The sequence below is a fragment of the Streptomyces sp. NPDC055013 genome, from assembly GCF_053608645.1.
Window position 1 is genome coordinate 1 of sequence record NZ_JBSGVW010000071.1, and the last position, 15,306, is coordinate 15,306.

A 15,306-nucleotide genomic window follows, 5' to 3' on the forward strand; every position below is an offset into this window, starting at 1 on the left:
CACCCTGCCCGACCCCAACCGCCGGTCCGAGGACGGACACCCCCCGGCACGGCCCCGACCCACAACCCACCGCCAGGCGCTACGCGAACCCCCACTCAGCGCCACAGGCCGCCGCAGGCACCCCCCGCCCCACCCGCCGGAGGCATCCCGCCGGCCTACTTCTGCAGGACCGACAAGTCCTCATCCGCCTCCGGCACAGCCACCATCCCCCGATCGTCCGGCAACGTCTGCACAGTGAACCCGGCCACCCCGTCCTCCGTGACCGCCAGCGTCCGGGACGCGTACACCGGCCCACCCGACACCGACTCCACGGTCAGCGCGTACGTGCCCTTCAGCCCGCTCGGCACCGGCACCTTCACGTCCTGCGTAGTGCCGGACTTGACCGTGTACGACTGCGACGCCGCAGCACCGCCCTCGCTACCCGCAGAAGCCGTCACCTTGACCTCCGCGGCACCGAAGGGCGCCGTCACGGACAACGTCGTCCCCTTCACCCGGTTGTCCACCACCGTCGCGCGCGTGCCCACCGCCCGGCTCGCCGGGATGAACGCCGTCTCCTGCTTGTCGCCCTTCCCACGGACCACCCGCACCGCCGCAACAACCGGCACCGAACGATCCGTAGGAGTCAGCACCAGCGACCCCGCCTCACCCTGCATGACGTCACCGAGATCCACCGCACTGGTCATCCCCGCCTTGACGTGCAACGTCTCGTTCCCGGCAGGCGTGATCATCCCGGACGGCGAAGCAAGCCGCACCTTCAGATCCGCATCGGCGTCCCCCGGCGTGAAGGCGACCAGCCGCACAGAGGTGGCGTCCTTCGGAATGCCGGGCAGCACCAGACTCCCCGCGGGGTCGGCGGACGCCGCCAGCCAGTCCCCACCGAGCTTGTCGTCCAGCGCCTGCACCGAGGCACCGACCCGACCGCTGCGCACAGTCACATGCACGGTCACGTTGTCCTGCTTCTCACTGGTGAGCGTGGACAGCAGGATCGGCTCACCGGAGTGCGGCTGGACCGTGATCCCCTCCCCCACTGTGGTCTCGAGCGAACCGTCCTTGCCGTACAGCTCGATGTCGACGACTGCGGCGGAGTCGTCGGGGTTGGTCAGATGCACGTAGTCCGTGCGGTCGGGAGCCGTACTGGCCCCGGGGAACCAGAACTCGGTGTCGGGCGCGGTGCAGTTGACGCCCTGCAGACCACGCCCCGTGCCCACGGCGACCTCGGTGGTCTCCTGCACGGTCCAGCCGGGCGCGAACTTCCCGTCGGCGGTCCCGATGAGCGCGGGCGAGTCCGCCCCGGACGCATCACCACTGACGGGCGTTCCCGGCTGCTTGCCCTCCAGAACCGGCTTGTCGGCCTTGCCGGCCTTCCCGGCGTCCTCGTCCTTCTCACCCTTGCCGTCCGCCGCGTCGCCCTTCTCCTGCGCCGCGGACCGCAGTTCGGCCTTCCCGTCACTCGCCGTCCCCTTCGTGACGGGGGTGAACGAGGTGTACGTCGTCTCGGCGAGGTCCGAGATACTCGGCGCCGGACACACCAGGCTCGTACGCTCCACGGGCAGCTCGGCGGCCGCCTTGGCGGTGTTGGCACCGGACGCGTCCGGCGTCGTGAGCGCCGCGAGCCCGGTGACGGCGGCGAGGGCGGTGACGCCGGCGATCAGGGAGAGGGTGGTGCGGTTCACTGCTGGCTCCCGTCGGGACGCTCACTGCCGTGCTGATGCTGCTGCGCCGGGTCGTCGTACGTGCCGTCGTAACCCTGCTGGTACGTCTGGTCGTACGACGTGTCGTACGCCGCCGTGGAGGGCTGCCCGCCGTACGCGTACGGGTCGTACTGGCCGCCCTGATACGGATCCGCCTGATACCCCTGGTCGTAGGCGCCGCCCGCCGGGTACTGCTGCCCGCCGTAGTTGCCGTACTCGGCACCTGCGTAACCGGGCGTGTCCCACTCGCCGTAGGACTGCTGCTGGGGAATCGCCGCGGCCGGCGGCTCCGACGGAGGAGCGGGGAACTCGCCCTGCTGACCGGCCTCTTCGGCGTCCGCCTCGGCCTGGGCGCGCAACCGACGGGCCCTCCGTCCCTCGCCGGCCATGGCCTCGGCCGGGACGACCGGCTCCTCGGGCAGGTCGTCGTCGATGTCGCGGCGACGTCCGGGAAGGGCCATCACGACGAGTACGAGGGCGAGGAAGCCCTGGGCCCACAGCCACGCGCTGTGGCCGATCGGGTCGTCGTAGGTGACGTCCAGCTTGCCGCCGCCGGCGGGCAGTTCGAAGCCCTGGGCCCAGCCGTCGACCGTGGTCGCGGTGAGCGGCTTCCCGTCCAGGGTGGCCGTCCAGCCGGCATCGGCACTGTCGGCGAGCCGCAGGACCCGCCCCTCGGCGCCGCTGGGGATCGTGGTGTGGATCTCGACGGGCCCCGCCGCAACGGGCTGCGGCTCACCGGCCCCGGAGCCGCCACCGGCCGCAGACCCGGAATCAGCCCCGGAACCGGACCCGGACTCTGACGCGGCTCCGGCGACGATGGCCGCCCGCGACACCTGCCGGTCGATCCGCCACAACGCACTGCCGTTCTGCTCGCTCAGCCGCGACAGCCCGGGCGTGGCGTCCAGGACGCGCGTGACCTCACGCGGCGCGCCCTTGTGGACGAGGACGTAACGCACGGCGAACGCGCCGAGCTGGTCGGCCTGGTCGGCGCCGGAGCCGGCGACCAGGTTGGCGACGATCTTGTCGAGCTTGGTGTCCTCCCCGTCGGCGGCGGCGAGCTCGGCGTCGCCGAGGCGGGCCCCGGAGCCACGGACGAGCATGTAGCCGACGTGGGCGGAGGATTCGCTGTCCAGGACGAGGGTGCGGGCCTGGTCGCGGGTGCCGCTCTCCTCGGCGACGAACGCGGGCACCTGCACGGGGTCGCGCCGCTCCAGCGGCCCGTCGGCGCCGCGGATCATCCAGCCGGCGGCGACGAGCAGCGGGCCCGCGGCCGCGGCGAAGGCGATCAGCGCGGCGACCGGCTGGCGCCAGCCGAAGCTCTGCTCGGCCACCCGCGCGCGTGCCCCGTCGGCGCCGAGCAGGGCGGCGGCCAGGAGGGCGATGCCGTAGACGAGGGTCGCGGGGCCGGCCCAGGTGGAGCTGTTGGACAGGACCGCGAAGACGAGGCCGACGAGGGCGACCGCCCAGGCCGTCCTGATCCCGAACTGGCGCTCGGAGCGCATCAGGGCGGCCAGCGCGGCCAGCACGATGCCGATGAGCATCAGCCCGTCGACCGTGCCGGGTCCGCCGGGGCTGGCGCCGAGCAGATCCAGGGCGGAGGCGGCGGAGGAGCCGTACTCCAGACCGGCCTCCTGGAAGAAGCCGAACGGCAGCAGCGTCAGCGACCAGGGCGCGAGGACCAGCAGGGGCACGCCGAGCTGGGCCAGGAAGCGCAGTCCGTAGGCGGTGATGTCGGCGCGTCGCACCGCCAGCACTCCGAGCCCGAGGAGCAGGGCGATGGGCCACACGATCGGCGTGAAGGCCGTGCTGATCGTCAGCAGCAGCGCGTACGCCCAGGTCGCGCGCCAACTGCCGCGCGCGCCGGAGCCGTTCGTCAGGCCGCTCGCCGCGATGCCCGCGCGCGCGATGAGCGGCAGCAGGACGGCGAGGACGGCGGTGCCGATGCGGCCGCCGGCGAGCGCGCCGGTGGCGGCGGGCAGGACGGCGTAGACGACGGCGCCCCACGCGCGCAGCAGGCGCGACTCGACGAGCGGCCGGGAGGCGAAGTACGCGGTGAAGCCGGCCAGCGGCACCGAGCAGACGAGCAGGACGGTGACCGCGAGTCCGGTCGATCCCAGCAGCATCGAGGCGAGCATCGCCACGAGCGCGAGATACGGCGGCGCGGACGAGGTGCCGCCCGCGCCCACGGGGTGCCAGGCGTCCACGTAGTGCGACCACAGCTCACCGGAATCGGCCGGGGCAGGCAGCAGTGCCCCGCCCGCGAGCGCGCCGCCGCCGAGGAGTTGCCGGCAGGCGATCAGCGAGACGAACAGCAGCACCAGGAAGAGCACCGGGCCGGGCTTGCGGGCGACGCGCTTGAGGCGGCCGAACTGCTCTATCTCCAGGAAGTCGGCGTCATCGCCGCCGGGTCCGGACTCGATCGCGCTGCCGTGCCGTCCTGCGCCGGAGGTCACCTCGGGGTCGGAGCGGCCGACGAGGCTGCCCGCGACCTGTTCGACGGTGGCCCGCACGGTCGCGCCGGGCGGCGGGAACAGCGCCCGCAGCTCACCCTTGTCGATGACGGGACTCCCGCGCCTGCGCCGCCCGGCGATGATCCGCTCGGGGCGCAGCAGCGTGCCCATGAGGCCGCGGATCTCGTCGAGGGCCTGCCCCGGGACCTTGCCCACGAGGTAGGCGAGGGTGCGCAGGACCGTGCCGAACAGGAGGCGCAGCAGCACCCAGGGCAGCACGGCCGTGCGTGTGTTGACGAGCAGGGTGTAGACGGCACCCGCCTTGTCGACCTTGTGCGGGGACGCGGAGGTGCGGCCCACGCAGTCGACGGTGCGGCGCTCGCGGGAGGAAGCCTCGGCGTGTCGTACGACCGCCTCGGGGGCGACGAGGACGCGGTGGCCGGCGGCCGTGGCGCGCCAGCACAGGTCGACGTCGTCACGCATGAGGGGCAGCCGGCGGTCGAAGCCGCCGAGCTGTTCGAAGACGTCGCGGCGGATCAGCATGCCGGCGGTGGACACGGACAGCACGGGCCGTACGTGGTCGTGCTGGCCCTGGTCCTGTTCGCGGCGGTCGAGGCCGGTCCAGCGGCGGCCGGAGTTGGCGATGGTGACGCCGACCTCGAGGAGCTGCCGGCGGTCGTACCAGCCGCGCAGCTTGGGGCCCACTACGGCGACGTCGTCGCGGCCCAGCTCGTACTCGTTCTCCACGACGCGCAGCAGCTGGGCCAGGGCGTCGGGTTCGGGGGCGCAGTCGTCGTGCAGGAGCCACAGCCATTGCACCGGCTCCCCGTGGGGGAGTTCGGGCAAGTCGTAGGCGTCGTCGCGCCATGTGCGGGTGACGGGGTCCCAGCCGCTCGGCCGCTTCAGATACGCCAGCTCGTCCGGGGTGAGGACGGGGGCGGTGCGGTTGGCCTCCTCGACGGCCTGGCCGAATCCGGTGCGCCGGGCGAGGTGCAGTACGCGGTCGGCGCCGAGGGCGTCGGTGACCAGCTGGGCGGAGTGGTCCCCGCTGCCGGTGTCGGCGGCAACGGCGAACTGGACGGGGCGCTCCTGGCCGAGCAGCCCGGCGAGCGCGTCGGGCAGCCAGCGGGCGCCGTCGTGGGAGACGAGGACCGCGGTCACCACATGACGCGGGAACTCAGGTGTGGCAGCGACGTCGTGATGGGCTGCCGTGTGGCTGTGCACGGACATCGAGGTACGGGCCCCGGTTCGATGGACTGCGGTGGACGCCCGTGCCCCGTGGGGACAGTGCGGCGTCTCGGACGAGCGACCACACTATCGGCTGGGCATCACGGCGGCCCGCCGCCTGTGGATAACCCACCCGCGACGGGCCGTTCGAAACGTATTCGAGACGTATGTGCGTGCGTTGTGTGCGTGCGACGACCGTCGGTCGGGCGGTCGGTGCGGCGCTCAGACGGCAGCCTTCTTCAGCCGGCGGCGCTCCCGCTCGGACAGGCCGCCCCAGATGCCGAAGCGCTCGTCATTGGCGAGGGCGTATTCGAGGCACTCGGAGCGGACCTCACAGGCGAGGCAGACCTTCTTGGCCTCGCGGGTGGAACCGCCCTTCTCGGGAAAGAAGGACTCGGGGTCGGTCTGGGCGCACAGCGCGCGCTCCTGCCAGCCGAGTTCCTCGTCCGCGTCGTCGACCAGCAGTTGCTGCACCAGCTCGGTCATGTGCGCCCCTCGTCTGTCTTCGCGTCCCCGTGATGTAGCCGTTACCGATTCCGGCTGAACGACACGAGTGAAATTACAAGTGTGCTGCTCCGGGCGAGTCAAGCCGAGATCTGCTATTGAGCCCCTTATTCACTCTGCGGAACCAAGGCCTAGCGGAAAGTGTTCAAATCGGCATAAACCTTGACAAGCGGACGAGGCTCGGGAGGGCGTCCAGCTCCGCCCAGAGCCTGTACGGAAAAGGACGCCCAGAAGTTCGATCTCGTTGCACACACGCGCAGATGCGAACCGGATCACAGTCGGATCACAGGATCACAACGACGCCGCGCGCCCGGTTGTGCGCCATGTGTCCCGGTCAACTGATGAACAAACCTTTCGCCACGGAGATGAACCGGATGAGGTGAAACATGTCCCACATAACGGGCGTCGAGTTGACACTGGAGGTGCGAACCGATGTCCTTGTGGGCATGCTCGCGAACTCGGCACTCACCTCGACCCGCACCGCCGGGTCCCACGGTGCTGCCCGCGCTCGCTGTAGCTGTTGCTGTCCCAGCTGTTGAGCCACACCTGCTCCAGCTGTAGGCCGAGCCACCCTTTCCTCGGCTCTCGTTCCCTCTGACCTTCCTTCACTGAGGAACCACCGCACCCCATGAACAGCGACAGCGACCTCCAGATCGCCGGCGACATCCTCGAAGTCCCGCACCTCCTCCAGACACCGCGCGAGCACCCGGCCACCGTCGCCGAGTTCGTGGGCCTGGCCCGCTCCATCGCCGCCGACCGCTCCCAGTGGGAGCACCTCGTCCGGTACGACGCCACCACGCGCTGGTACCACCGGCTGAGCACGGGCCCCGGCTACGAGGTGTGGCTGCTGTCCTGGGTCCCCGGACAGGGCAGCGGCCTGCACGACCACGGCCCGTCCTCCGGTGTCCTGACGGTCCTGGACGGCACGCTGACCGAGCGCACGGAACGCGGCACGCGCGTGTTGGAGGCGGGCGCGCAGCGGGTGTTCGCACCGGGATACATGCACGAGGTGGCGAACGACGCGCTGGAGCCGGCGGTGAGCCTGCATGTGTACTACCCGGGCCTGACGGAGATGCCGATGCTCCCCCAGTCCCAGCTTCGTTCGACCGCGGGAACCCCCACGGCTTCGGCCTGCGAGGCGCGTACGGAGCAGCGTCCCGTGACTGCCTGACGCGTTGTCGTACCCGCCTGCAAGACTGCTCCCATGCGCATTGTGGTTCTGGCAGGCGGCATCGGTGGTGCCCGGTTCCTGCGCGGTCTGAAGCAGGCCGCGCCGGACGCGGACGTCACGGTCATCGGCAACACCGGGGACGACATCCACCTCTTCGGGCTGAAGGTCTGCCCGGACCTCGACACGGTGATGTACACGCTGGGCGGCGGCATCAACGAGGAGCAGGGCTGGGGGCGGGCCGACGAGACCTTCCATCTCAAGGAGGAGCTCGCGGCGTACGGCGTCGGGCCGGAGTGGTTCGGGCTCGGCGACCGGGACTTCGCCACGCACATCGTGCGGACGCAGATGATCGGCGCCGGATATCCGCTCAGCGCGGTGACGGAGGCGCTGTGCGACCGCTGGAAGCCGGGAGTCCGGCTCATCCCCATGACCGACGACCGCGTCGAGACGCACGTCGCGGTCGAGGTGGACGGCGAACGCAGAGCCGTCCACTTCCAGGAGTACTGGGTGCGGCTGCGGGCCTCGGTGCCGGCGGAGGCGATCGTGCCGGTCGGCGCGGAACAGGCCAAGCCGGCGCCGGGTGTCCTGGAGGCGATCGCCGACGCGGACGTCATCCTCTTCCCGCCGTCCAACCCGGTCGTCTCGGTCGGCACGATCCTCGCCGTGCCCGGCATCCGCGAGGCGATCGCCGACGCCGGCGTGCCGGTCGTGGGCCTGTCCCCCATCGTCGGCAACGCGCCCGTGCGCGGCATGGCCGACAAGGTGCTCGCGGCGGTCGGCGTCGAGTCGACGGCCTCGGCGGTCGCCGAGCACTACGGCTCGGGGCTCCTGGACGGATGGCTCGTCGACACCGTGGACGCGAACTCCGTCGAGCAGGTCGAGGCGGCCGGGATCCGCTGCCGGGCCGTACCGCTGATGATGACCGACCTCGACGCGACCACGCAGATGGCCCGCGAGGCGCTGACACTGGCCGAGGAGGTGCGAGCGGTATGAGCGACGTGTCCGCCGACGGCTACCGCGTCTGGGCCGTCCCCGGGATTCCCGAGATCCAGCAGGGCGACGACCTCGCGAAACTGATCGCCACCGCCGAACCCGGCCTCGCCGACGGGGACGTGCTCCTGGTCACCTCGAAGATCATCTCCAAGGCCGAGGGACGGATCGTCGAGGCGACCGACCGGGAGGCCGCCATCGACGCGGAGACCGTACGGGTCGTGGCGCGCCGCGGCGCCCTGCGCATCGTCGAGAACCGGCAGGGGCTCGTGATGGCCGCCGCCGGGGTCGACGCCTCCAACACGCCCGCCGGGACCGTGCTGTTGCTGCCCGAGGACCCCGACGCGTCCGCGCGGGCGATCCGGGACGGGCTGCGGGACGCCCTCGGGGTCGATGTCGGGGTCGTCGTCACCGACACCTTCGGCCGCCCCTGGCGCACGGGGCTCACCGATGTGGCGATCGGCGCCGCCGGCATTCGCGTACTCGACGATCTGCGCGGCGGCACGGACGCGTACGGCAATCCGCTCAGCGCGACCGTCGTGGCGACCGCCGACGAACTCGCCGCCGCCGGTGACCTGGTGAAGGGCAAGGCCTCCGGGCTGCCCGTGGCCGTGGTGCGCGGGCTGGCGCACACGGTGGCCGAGGAGCACGGGGAGGGCGCGCGGGCCATGGTGCGCGGCGCTCGTGACGACATGTTCCGGCTGGGCACGTCGGAGGCGGTACGAGAGGCGATGACCCAGCGCCGTACGGTCCGGGCCTTCACGGACGAGCCGGTCGACGGCGGGGCCGTACGAAGAGCGGTCGCGGCGGCGGTCACGGCACCGGCGCCGCACCACACCACACCGTGGCGGTTCGTGCTGCTGGAGTCGCAGGAGTCGCGGACGCGGCTGCTCGACGCGATGCGGGACGCCTGGATCGCCGACCTGCGGCGCGACGGCAAGAGCGAGGAGTCCATCGCCAAGCGGGTGCGACGCGGGGACGTACTGCGCAACGCTCCGTATCTCGTGGTGCCGTGCCTGGTCATGGACGGTTCGCACACCTACGGCGACGTACGGCGTGACGGCGCCGAGCGGGAGATGTTCGTCGTCGCCACCGGGGCCGGGGTGCAGAACTTCCTGGTCGCGCTGGCCGGGGAGCGGCTGGGGTCGGCCTGGGTGTCGTCGACGATGTTCTGCCGGGATGTGGTGCGCGAGGTGCTCGGGCTGCCGGGGGACTGGGATCCGATGGGGGCCGTGGCGGTCGGGCATCCGGCGGAGGAGCCGCGGCCTCGGGCGGAGCGGGATGCGGGGGCTTTCATCGCGGTGCGGTAGTGCGCGCCGTACAGCGCCTAGGCTCGTAGGGGTCTCTCCATACCGGTCTTCTTAGGACTTCACTCGTGGCAGGACGCTTCACTCCGCAGTCCACGCGTACGACTGTGCGCGGCGGCCATGTCCCCGTGCCCGCCGGGATACCGCGTCAGGCGCCGGTGCCCGGGCGGGTGCGCACCTGGGTGCCGGAGTGGCCGCTCGATCTCGGGCTGGTGCTGGGGCCTCTGCGGCGCGGGCCCGGGGATCCGACGTTCCGGGCGATGCCGGACGGGTCGGTGTGGCGGGCCTGTCTCACGCCCGCCGGGCCCGGGACGCTGCGGGTCGGCGTGCGGGGTGCCGAGGTGCGGGGCGAGGCCTGGGGGCCGGGGGCCGAGTGGCTGCTGGAGCAGTTGCCCGAGCTGCTCGGGGCCGCCGATGATCCGTCCGCCTTCGTGCCGCGGCATCGGCTGGTGGCGCTCGCTCGGCATCGGCGGCCGGGGCTGCGGTTGACGCGGACCGGGCTGGTGCTGGAGTCGTTGATTCCGTCGATTCTGGAGCAGAAGGTCACGACCGATGAGGCGTATCGGGCGTGGCGGTTGCTGGTTCGGAAGTACGGCGTGGCGGCGCCGGGGCCCGCGCCCGGGCGGATGTGTGTCATGCCGGACGCGGCGACCTGGCGGATGATTCCGTCCTGGGAGTGGCATCGGGCCGGGGTCGACAACAAGCGGGCGTCGACGATTCTGCGGGCCGTACGGGTCGCTGCGCGGCTGGAGGAGGCGGTGGGGATGGCTCCGGCTCAGGCGCAGGCTCGGTTGGAGGTCGTGCCGGGGATCGGGCCGTGGACGTCTTCGGAGGTTGTGCAGCGCAGTCATGGGGCGGCGGACGCGGTGACCGTGGGGGATCTGCATCTGCCGGGGATCGTGGGGTTTGCGCTTGCCGGGGATCGGGATGCGGATGACTCCGTGATGCTGGAGTTGTTGGAGCCGTATGCGGGGCAGCGGCATCGGGCGGCTCGGTTGATTCTGTTGAGCGGGCGGGTGCCGGGGCGGCGGGCTCCGCGGATGCCGGTGGGGGATATCGGGCGGTTGTAGGGGGCGGGGTTTTCGCCCCCGCCGCCCCTACCCTTCCCGTCCTCGAAGGGGCGCTGTCCCTTCCACCCCGGCCCCTGGGGGCTGCCGCCCCCAGACCCCCGCTGTCGGCCTGAACGGCCTCGTCCTCAAACGCCGGACGGGCTGAAATGCCGGGACCGGCGCCGAGATGCACCGCCGACAGGCACGTAGCCCCCAGCGGGTGGGTGGGGGTTAGGGATGGTGCAGGCCTCGTCCTCGAACACCGGACGGGCCAGAATGCCGAAACCGGCGCCGAGATGCACCGCCGACAGGCACGTAGCCCCCAGCGGGTGGGTGGGGGTTAGGGATGGTGCAGGCCTCGTCCTCGAGCACCGGACGGGCCAGAATGCCGAAACCGGCGCCGAGAGACACCGGCCGCAGACGCACAACCCCCAGCAGGTGGGCGGGGCTAGGGACGGTGCAGGCCCCGCCCTCGAACACCGGACAGGCCCGAATACCGGCACCGGCACCGAGCCGCACCGGCCGCAGACGCACAACCCCCAGCGGGAGGGCGGAGGCTAGGGATGGTGCAGGCCCCGCCCTCGAACACCGGACAGGCCCGAATACCGGCACCGGCACCGAGCCGCACCGGCCACAGACACACAGCCCCAGCCAGGCGGGCAGGAGCTAGGGTCGGCACTGACCCCGCCCTCGAACGCCGGACGGGCTGAAATGCCGGGACCGGCGCCGAGAGGAACTGTCGACTTCCGTGAGCAGCCCCCACCGGGTGGGTGGCCGGCGGTTCTACAGGTCGGGTGAGAAGCGCACCGATCCCGCCGGGATCCGAGCGTCGCACCACACCCGTACCCCGTCCCTGAGCTCGTTGTCGGCGCCGATCACCGCGCCGTCGCCGATGACCGTGCCGGTGAGGACCGAGCGTTGGCCTACGCGGGCGCGGGTGCCGATGAGGGAGTCGGTGATGATGGCGCCGGGTTCGATGACGGCGCCGGGGAGGATGGTGCTGCCGAAGACGCGCGCGCCCTCGGCCACGAAGGCGCCCTCGCCCACCACCGTGCCTCCGGTCAGCTTGGCGTCGGGGGCGACGCTGGCCGTGGGGAGGATCAGGCGGTCGCCGCAGCGGCCGGGGACCGCGGGGGACGGGGCCCGGCCCAGGACGAGGTCCGCCGAGCCGCGGACGAAGGCCGCGGGGGTGCCCAGGTCGAGCCAGTACGTCGAGTCGACCATGCCCTGGAGGTGGGCGCCTGCCGACAGGAGGTCGGGGAACGTCTCGCGTTCGACCGAGACGGGCCGGCCCGCCGGGATCGTGTCGATGACCGAGCGGCGGAAGACGTACGCCCCCGCGTTGATCTGGTCGGTGACGATCTCCTCGGGGGTCTGCGGCTTCTCCAGGAACGCCGTCACCCGGCCGGTGTCGTCCGTCGGGACCAGGCCGTACGCCCTCGGGTCCGTCACCTGTGTGAGGTGGAGGGAGACGTCCGCGCCCGTCGTCTCGTGCGTACGGACCAGGGCCCTGATGTCCAGGCCCGTCAGGATGTCGCCGTTGAAGATGAGCACCGGGTCGTCGGGCGCGGAGTGGAGCCGGGAGGCCACGTTGCGGATCGCGCCGCCCGTGCCGAGGGGCTCCTCCTCCGTCACGTACTCCAGGTGGAGACCGAGCGCCGAGCCGTCCCCGAAGTACGGTTCGAAGACCTCGGCCAGGTAAGACGTCGCCAGGACGATGTGTTCTACGCCCGCCGCTCTCGCTCTCGCCAACTGGTGCGTGAGGAACGGGACCCCGGCCGCCGGGACCATGGGCTTCGGCGTGTGCACGGTGAGTGGACGCAGCCGAGTGCCCTTGCCACCGACCAGGAGGATCGCTTCTGTCACCTGTCGTCTCTGCTTCCTGCCGGGACCGGCCGAACTGTCTTTCGGCCGGCCAGTGTATGCAGACCGTTGTGCGACGCCCTCGACGGCAGTGCGGCAGTGCGGCAGTCCGCCTCATGCCCCCCGAAGGCGGTGAATGCGACCCCATGCCCCCATGAGTCCAGCTACGAGCGCTACGGGTCCTGCCCCGCCCCCCTCAACTCCGCGCCCTTTCAGCGCCCCTGGTAGCGGGCCGCCGAAGCGCGGGCGGAGCCGAGCTTGCTGTAGAGCTGCTTGCCGGGGCACTCCGTGGAGAAGCCGTCCCGGTGGCCGGAGATCACATTCAGTCGTACGTTCTTTCCCTTTCGGTACAGATTGCCACCGCCGGACTTCAGATATGTCTTTCCGCGCGGATTGGCACCGTAGAGCCCCAATTTCCAGGCCGTGAGCCGCGCCACGGCCTTCACCGAGGCGGCGGTCGGCTTGGTGACGCCGTAGCTGCCGAGGACGGCGATCCCCATGCTGTTGGTGTTGAAACCGCGAGTATGGGCACCCAGGACCGGCTTCGCCACTCCCCCGGCACGCCCCTCGTAGATGTTTCCGCACTTGTCGACGAGGAAGTTGTAGCCGACGTCACGCCAGCCCATGCTCACCACGTGGTAGCGGTAGATACCGCGAATGAGCGAGGGCACCTGCGAGCAGGAGTACTTGCTGCCGGAGGCCGTGTGGTGCACGAAGGCCGCCTGCACCTTCTTCGTGTAGACGAAACTCCGCTCCCGCCAGCTCTCGTTCGCGCCCCAGCCGCGCCGCGTGACGATGCGCGGCCGCGGCCCGATGTACGGCTTCGCCCGCTGCTCCTGCGTCAACTCGGTACCGCGCAGCGCCAACAGCTCCCGCTCGGTGGCGGCCCGGCCGAGCTCGGGGATCGCGGCGGCACCGACGGGTGCGAGGTCGACGTTGGCGGCGGAGGCGGCCAGGGACTCGGCGGTCTCGACGGTCTCGGGGTTGAGCGTTCCGGGGCGGGGGGCGCCGGCGGTGTCGCCGCCCTGCGCGGGGGCGGGGTCGCCGGGGTCGACGAGTTCGAGGCGGAGACCGTCGGGCAGCGTCGAGGCGGCCTCGGGGCGGGCTGTCGTGTCGTCACCACTGCCGCTCACGCCGTCCTCGGGCTCCTCGGAGGCGTTCTCGGGTTCCCCGGTCGGCCGAGGCCCGGCGGCGGACCCGGTGACCTCCGGGGTGACCCGTACCTCCACGCCGTCCGACTCCCCGACCCACAACGGCGCCGTGGAGCCCCGGACCCGGCCCGAGGCGGGTTCGTCGGTGCCCGGGTCGGCCGCGTGATCGGCGTTGTGGGTCTCGATGTCCTGCCAGCCGGACCAGGTGCCCGTGCCGACGGCGCGGGTGCGGACCTGGACGCGGCCGTGCAGTTCGGCGTCCGGGTCGTCCCAGATCACGCCGACCAGGGAGAAGTGCCGTACGCCGCGGGGGGACAGGCCCTGTTCGGCGGGAGCACCGCTGACTCGGTCACCGTCGAGGGGGGCGAGGGGCAGCGACTGGGTACTGCCGGGGACGTATGACTCGTCGCCAGGCTGACGTACCGCCGGCCCGGCCACCGTCCCTGTGCTCGTGGCGGCTTCCGCTCCGAGCGCCGGTCTCGCGGTCGCCGCGACGGCAGGTGGGGCGAGCGGGAGGGCCAGAGCGGCCGCGCACGTGACACCGATTGAGGAAGCAAGAAATCCACGCATAGCAACGATGTTGGACATAGCCATACAGACCTGTCCATCGGGGAGCTGACGGGGCGTCGGCATGCGATTCGTCCGAACCGGTGGCGGCGGGATGGCCCCGGTGGGGGGTGTGCGGGTGCGTGTCCGCGTACGCTTGCGCGGGTGAATGCCACCGATCGCACCCCTGCCGACCTGCTGCGTTCCGCGCTGGCCGCGGATCCGAGCCGTCCCCTGGTGACCTTCTACGACGACGCCACCGGGGAACGCGTCGAATTGTCCGTGGCCACGTTCGCCAATTGGGTGGCCAAGACCGCGAATCTGCTCCAGGGGGACCTGGGGGCCGGTCCGGGCGACCGCGTCACGCTCTTGCTCCCCACCCACTGGCAGACCGCGGTCTGGCTGCTGGCCTGCTCGTCGGTCGGCACGATCGCGGACGTGGGCGGGGATCCCGCGGCGGCCGACGTGGTGGTGAGCGGGCCGGACGGACTGGAGGCGGCGCGGGCGTGCCGGGGGGAGCGGGTGGCGTTGGCGCTACGGCCGCTGGGGGGCCGTTTCCCGCAGCCGCCGGCCGGCTTCGCCGACTACGCGGTGGAGGTGCCGAGTCAGGGTGACCGTTTCGCGCCGTACGCGCCGGTGGATCCCGAGGATCCCGCGTTGATCGTGGCCGGGCGGGAGTTCAGCGGCGCCGAGGTCGTGGAGCGGGCGCAGGCCGAGGCGACGGGGCTGGGGCTTACGGGGCCGGGGTCGCGGATTCTCTCCGCTCTTCCCTACGACACGTGGGAGGGGCTCAATGCCGGGCTGTACGCGGCGCTGGCGACCGGGGGGTCCGTGGTGCTGTGCCGGCACCTCGAATCCCTGGGCGAGGACGCCCTCGCCAAGCGCATCGAGGCCGAACGGGTGACGGCGACCGCGCGGTAGCCTCCGGCAATTCCGGGAGTCTCGTCATCCGGCCCTGCGACGATCCCCCCGCCCTTCCTCGCCCCCGCCGCCCCTACCCGTCCCACCTCCAGGGGCTCCGCCCCTTCGACCCCGCCAGGGGGCCGCCGCCCCCAGACCCCCGCTTCGGCCTGAACGGCCTCGTCCTCAAACGCCGGACGGGCTGAAATGCCCGGACCGGCACCGAGAAGTGCCGGCGGCATGGTGCGTAACCCCCCTGCAGGTGGGTTGCGGCCAAGGATGGCGCAGCCCTCCTCTTCAACCGCCGGACGGTCCGGATTGGCGCGACCGGCGCAGAAGAAGGCGCGTACACCCACGGCGCAGCACCCGCCCACGGCGGCAAGGGGACGTGCCGGGGGGTGTCCGCCCGCAGTGGCCGGCGTCAAGAAACGAAAACCACCCTGCCCAACCCCAACCG

10 protein-coding genes are annotated in these 15,306 nt (G+C 71.9%); 5 read left to right on the forward strand and 5 right to left on the reverse strand.

Annotated features, from left to right (window positions below):
• Positions 1 to 155: 155 nt before the first annotated feature.
• The 3 genes from ACWGDB_RS41380 to ACWGDB_RS41390 all read right to left on the reverse strand — a co-directional run bounded on the left by ACWGDB_RS41380 (position 156) and on the right by ACWGDB_RS41390 (position 5,854).
• Positions 156 to 1,673, reverse strand: a complete 1,518-nt coding sequence (locus ACWGDB_RS41380; RefSeq protein ID WP_453827206.1) for a DUF5719 family protein — start codon at positions 1,671 to 1,673, stop codon at positions 156 to 158.
• Positions 1,670 to 5,371: a glycosyltransferase family 2 protein gene (locus ACWGDB_RS41385; protein ID WP_453827207.1), complete on the reverse strand. Its 3,702-nt coding sequence runs from the start codon at positions 5,369 to 5,371 to the stop codon at positions 1,670 to 1,672. The genes ACWGDB_RS41380 and ACWGDB_RS41385 overlap by 4 nt, the downstream gene beginning before the upstream one ends.
• Before the next feature lie 219 nt (positions 5,372 to 5,590).
• On the reverse strand, positions 5,591 to 5,854 hold the full coding sequence (locus ACWGDB_RS41390) for a WhiB family transcriptional regulator (protein WP_003975777.1): 264 nt from the start codon (positions 5,852 to 5,854) through the stop codon (positions 5,591 to 5,593).
• Positions 5,855 to 6,500: 646 nt separating this feature from the next.
• On the opposite strand from ACWGDB_RS41390, the gene ACWGDB_RS41395 reads away from it, so the two are divergent.
• The 4 genes from ACWGDB_RS41395 (at position 6,501) to ACWGDB_RS41410 (ending at position 10,410) form a co-directional block, all read left to right on the forward strand.
• Positions 6,501 to 7,043: a cysteine dioxygenase gene (locus tag ACWGDB_RS41395; RefSeq protein WP_453827208.1), complete on the forward strand. Its 543-nt coding sequence runs from the start codon at positions 6,501 to 6,503 to the stop codon at positions 7,041 to 7,043.
• 33 nt (positions 7,044 to 7,076) lie between these two features.
• Complete coding sequence (cofD, locus tag ACWGDB_RS41400) at positions 7,077 to 8,036, forward strand: 2-phospho-L-lactate transferase (protein WP_453827209.1); 960 nt, start codon at positions 7,077 to 7,079, stop codon at positions 8,034 to 8,036.
• Positions 8,033 to 9,343, forward strand: coding sequence for a coenzyme F420-0:L-glutamate ligase (locus ACWGDB_RS41405; RefSeq protein WP_453827210.1), 1,311 nt, complete (start codon positions 8,033 to 8,035; stop codon positions 9,341 to 9,343). Before cofD ends, ACWGDB_RS41405 begins: the two co-directional genes overlap by 4 nt.
• 65 nt (positions 9,344 to 9,408) lie before the next feature.
• A complete protein-coding gene (locus ACWGDB_RS41410; protein ID WP_453827211.1) occupies positions 9,409 to 10,410 on the forward strand; it encodes a DNA-3-methyladenine glycosylase family protein in 1,002 nt (333 codons plus the stop codon).
• 762 nt (positions 10,411 to 11,172) lie between these two features.
• On the opposite strand, the gene ACWGDB_RS41415 is transcribed toward ACWGDB_RS41410, so the two are convergent.
• Positions 11,173 to 12,255, reverse strand: coding sequence for a mannose-1-phosphate guanylyltransferase (locus ACWGDB_RS41415; RefSeq protein ID WP_369271473.1), 1,083 nt, complete (start codon positions 12,253 to 12,255; stop codon positions 11,173 to 11,175).
• A gap of 209 nt (positions 12,256 to 12,464) precedes the next feature.
• On the reverse strand, positions 12,465 to 13,973 hold the full coding sequence (locus ACWGDB_RS41420) for an N-acetylmuramoyl-L-alanine amidase (RefSeq protein ID WP_453827212.1): 1,509 nt from the start codon (positions 13,971 to 13,973) through the stop codon (positions 12,465 to 12,467).
• 141 nt (positions 13,974 to 14,114) lie between these two features.
• Here ACWGDB_RS41420 and ACWGDB_RS41425 point away from each other — a divergent pair, with 141 nt between their 5' ends.
• Positions 14,115 to 14,870, forward strand: coding sequence for a TIGR03089 family protein (locus tag ACWGDB_RS41425; protein WP_383615989.1), 756 nt, complete (start codon positions 14,115 to 14,117; stop codon positions 14,868 to 14,870).
• Positions 14,871 to 15,306: the final 436 nt, after the last annotated feature.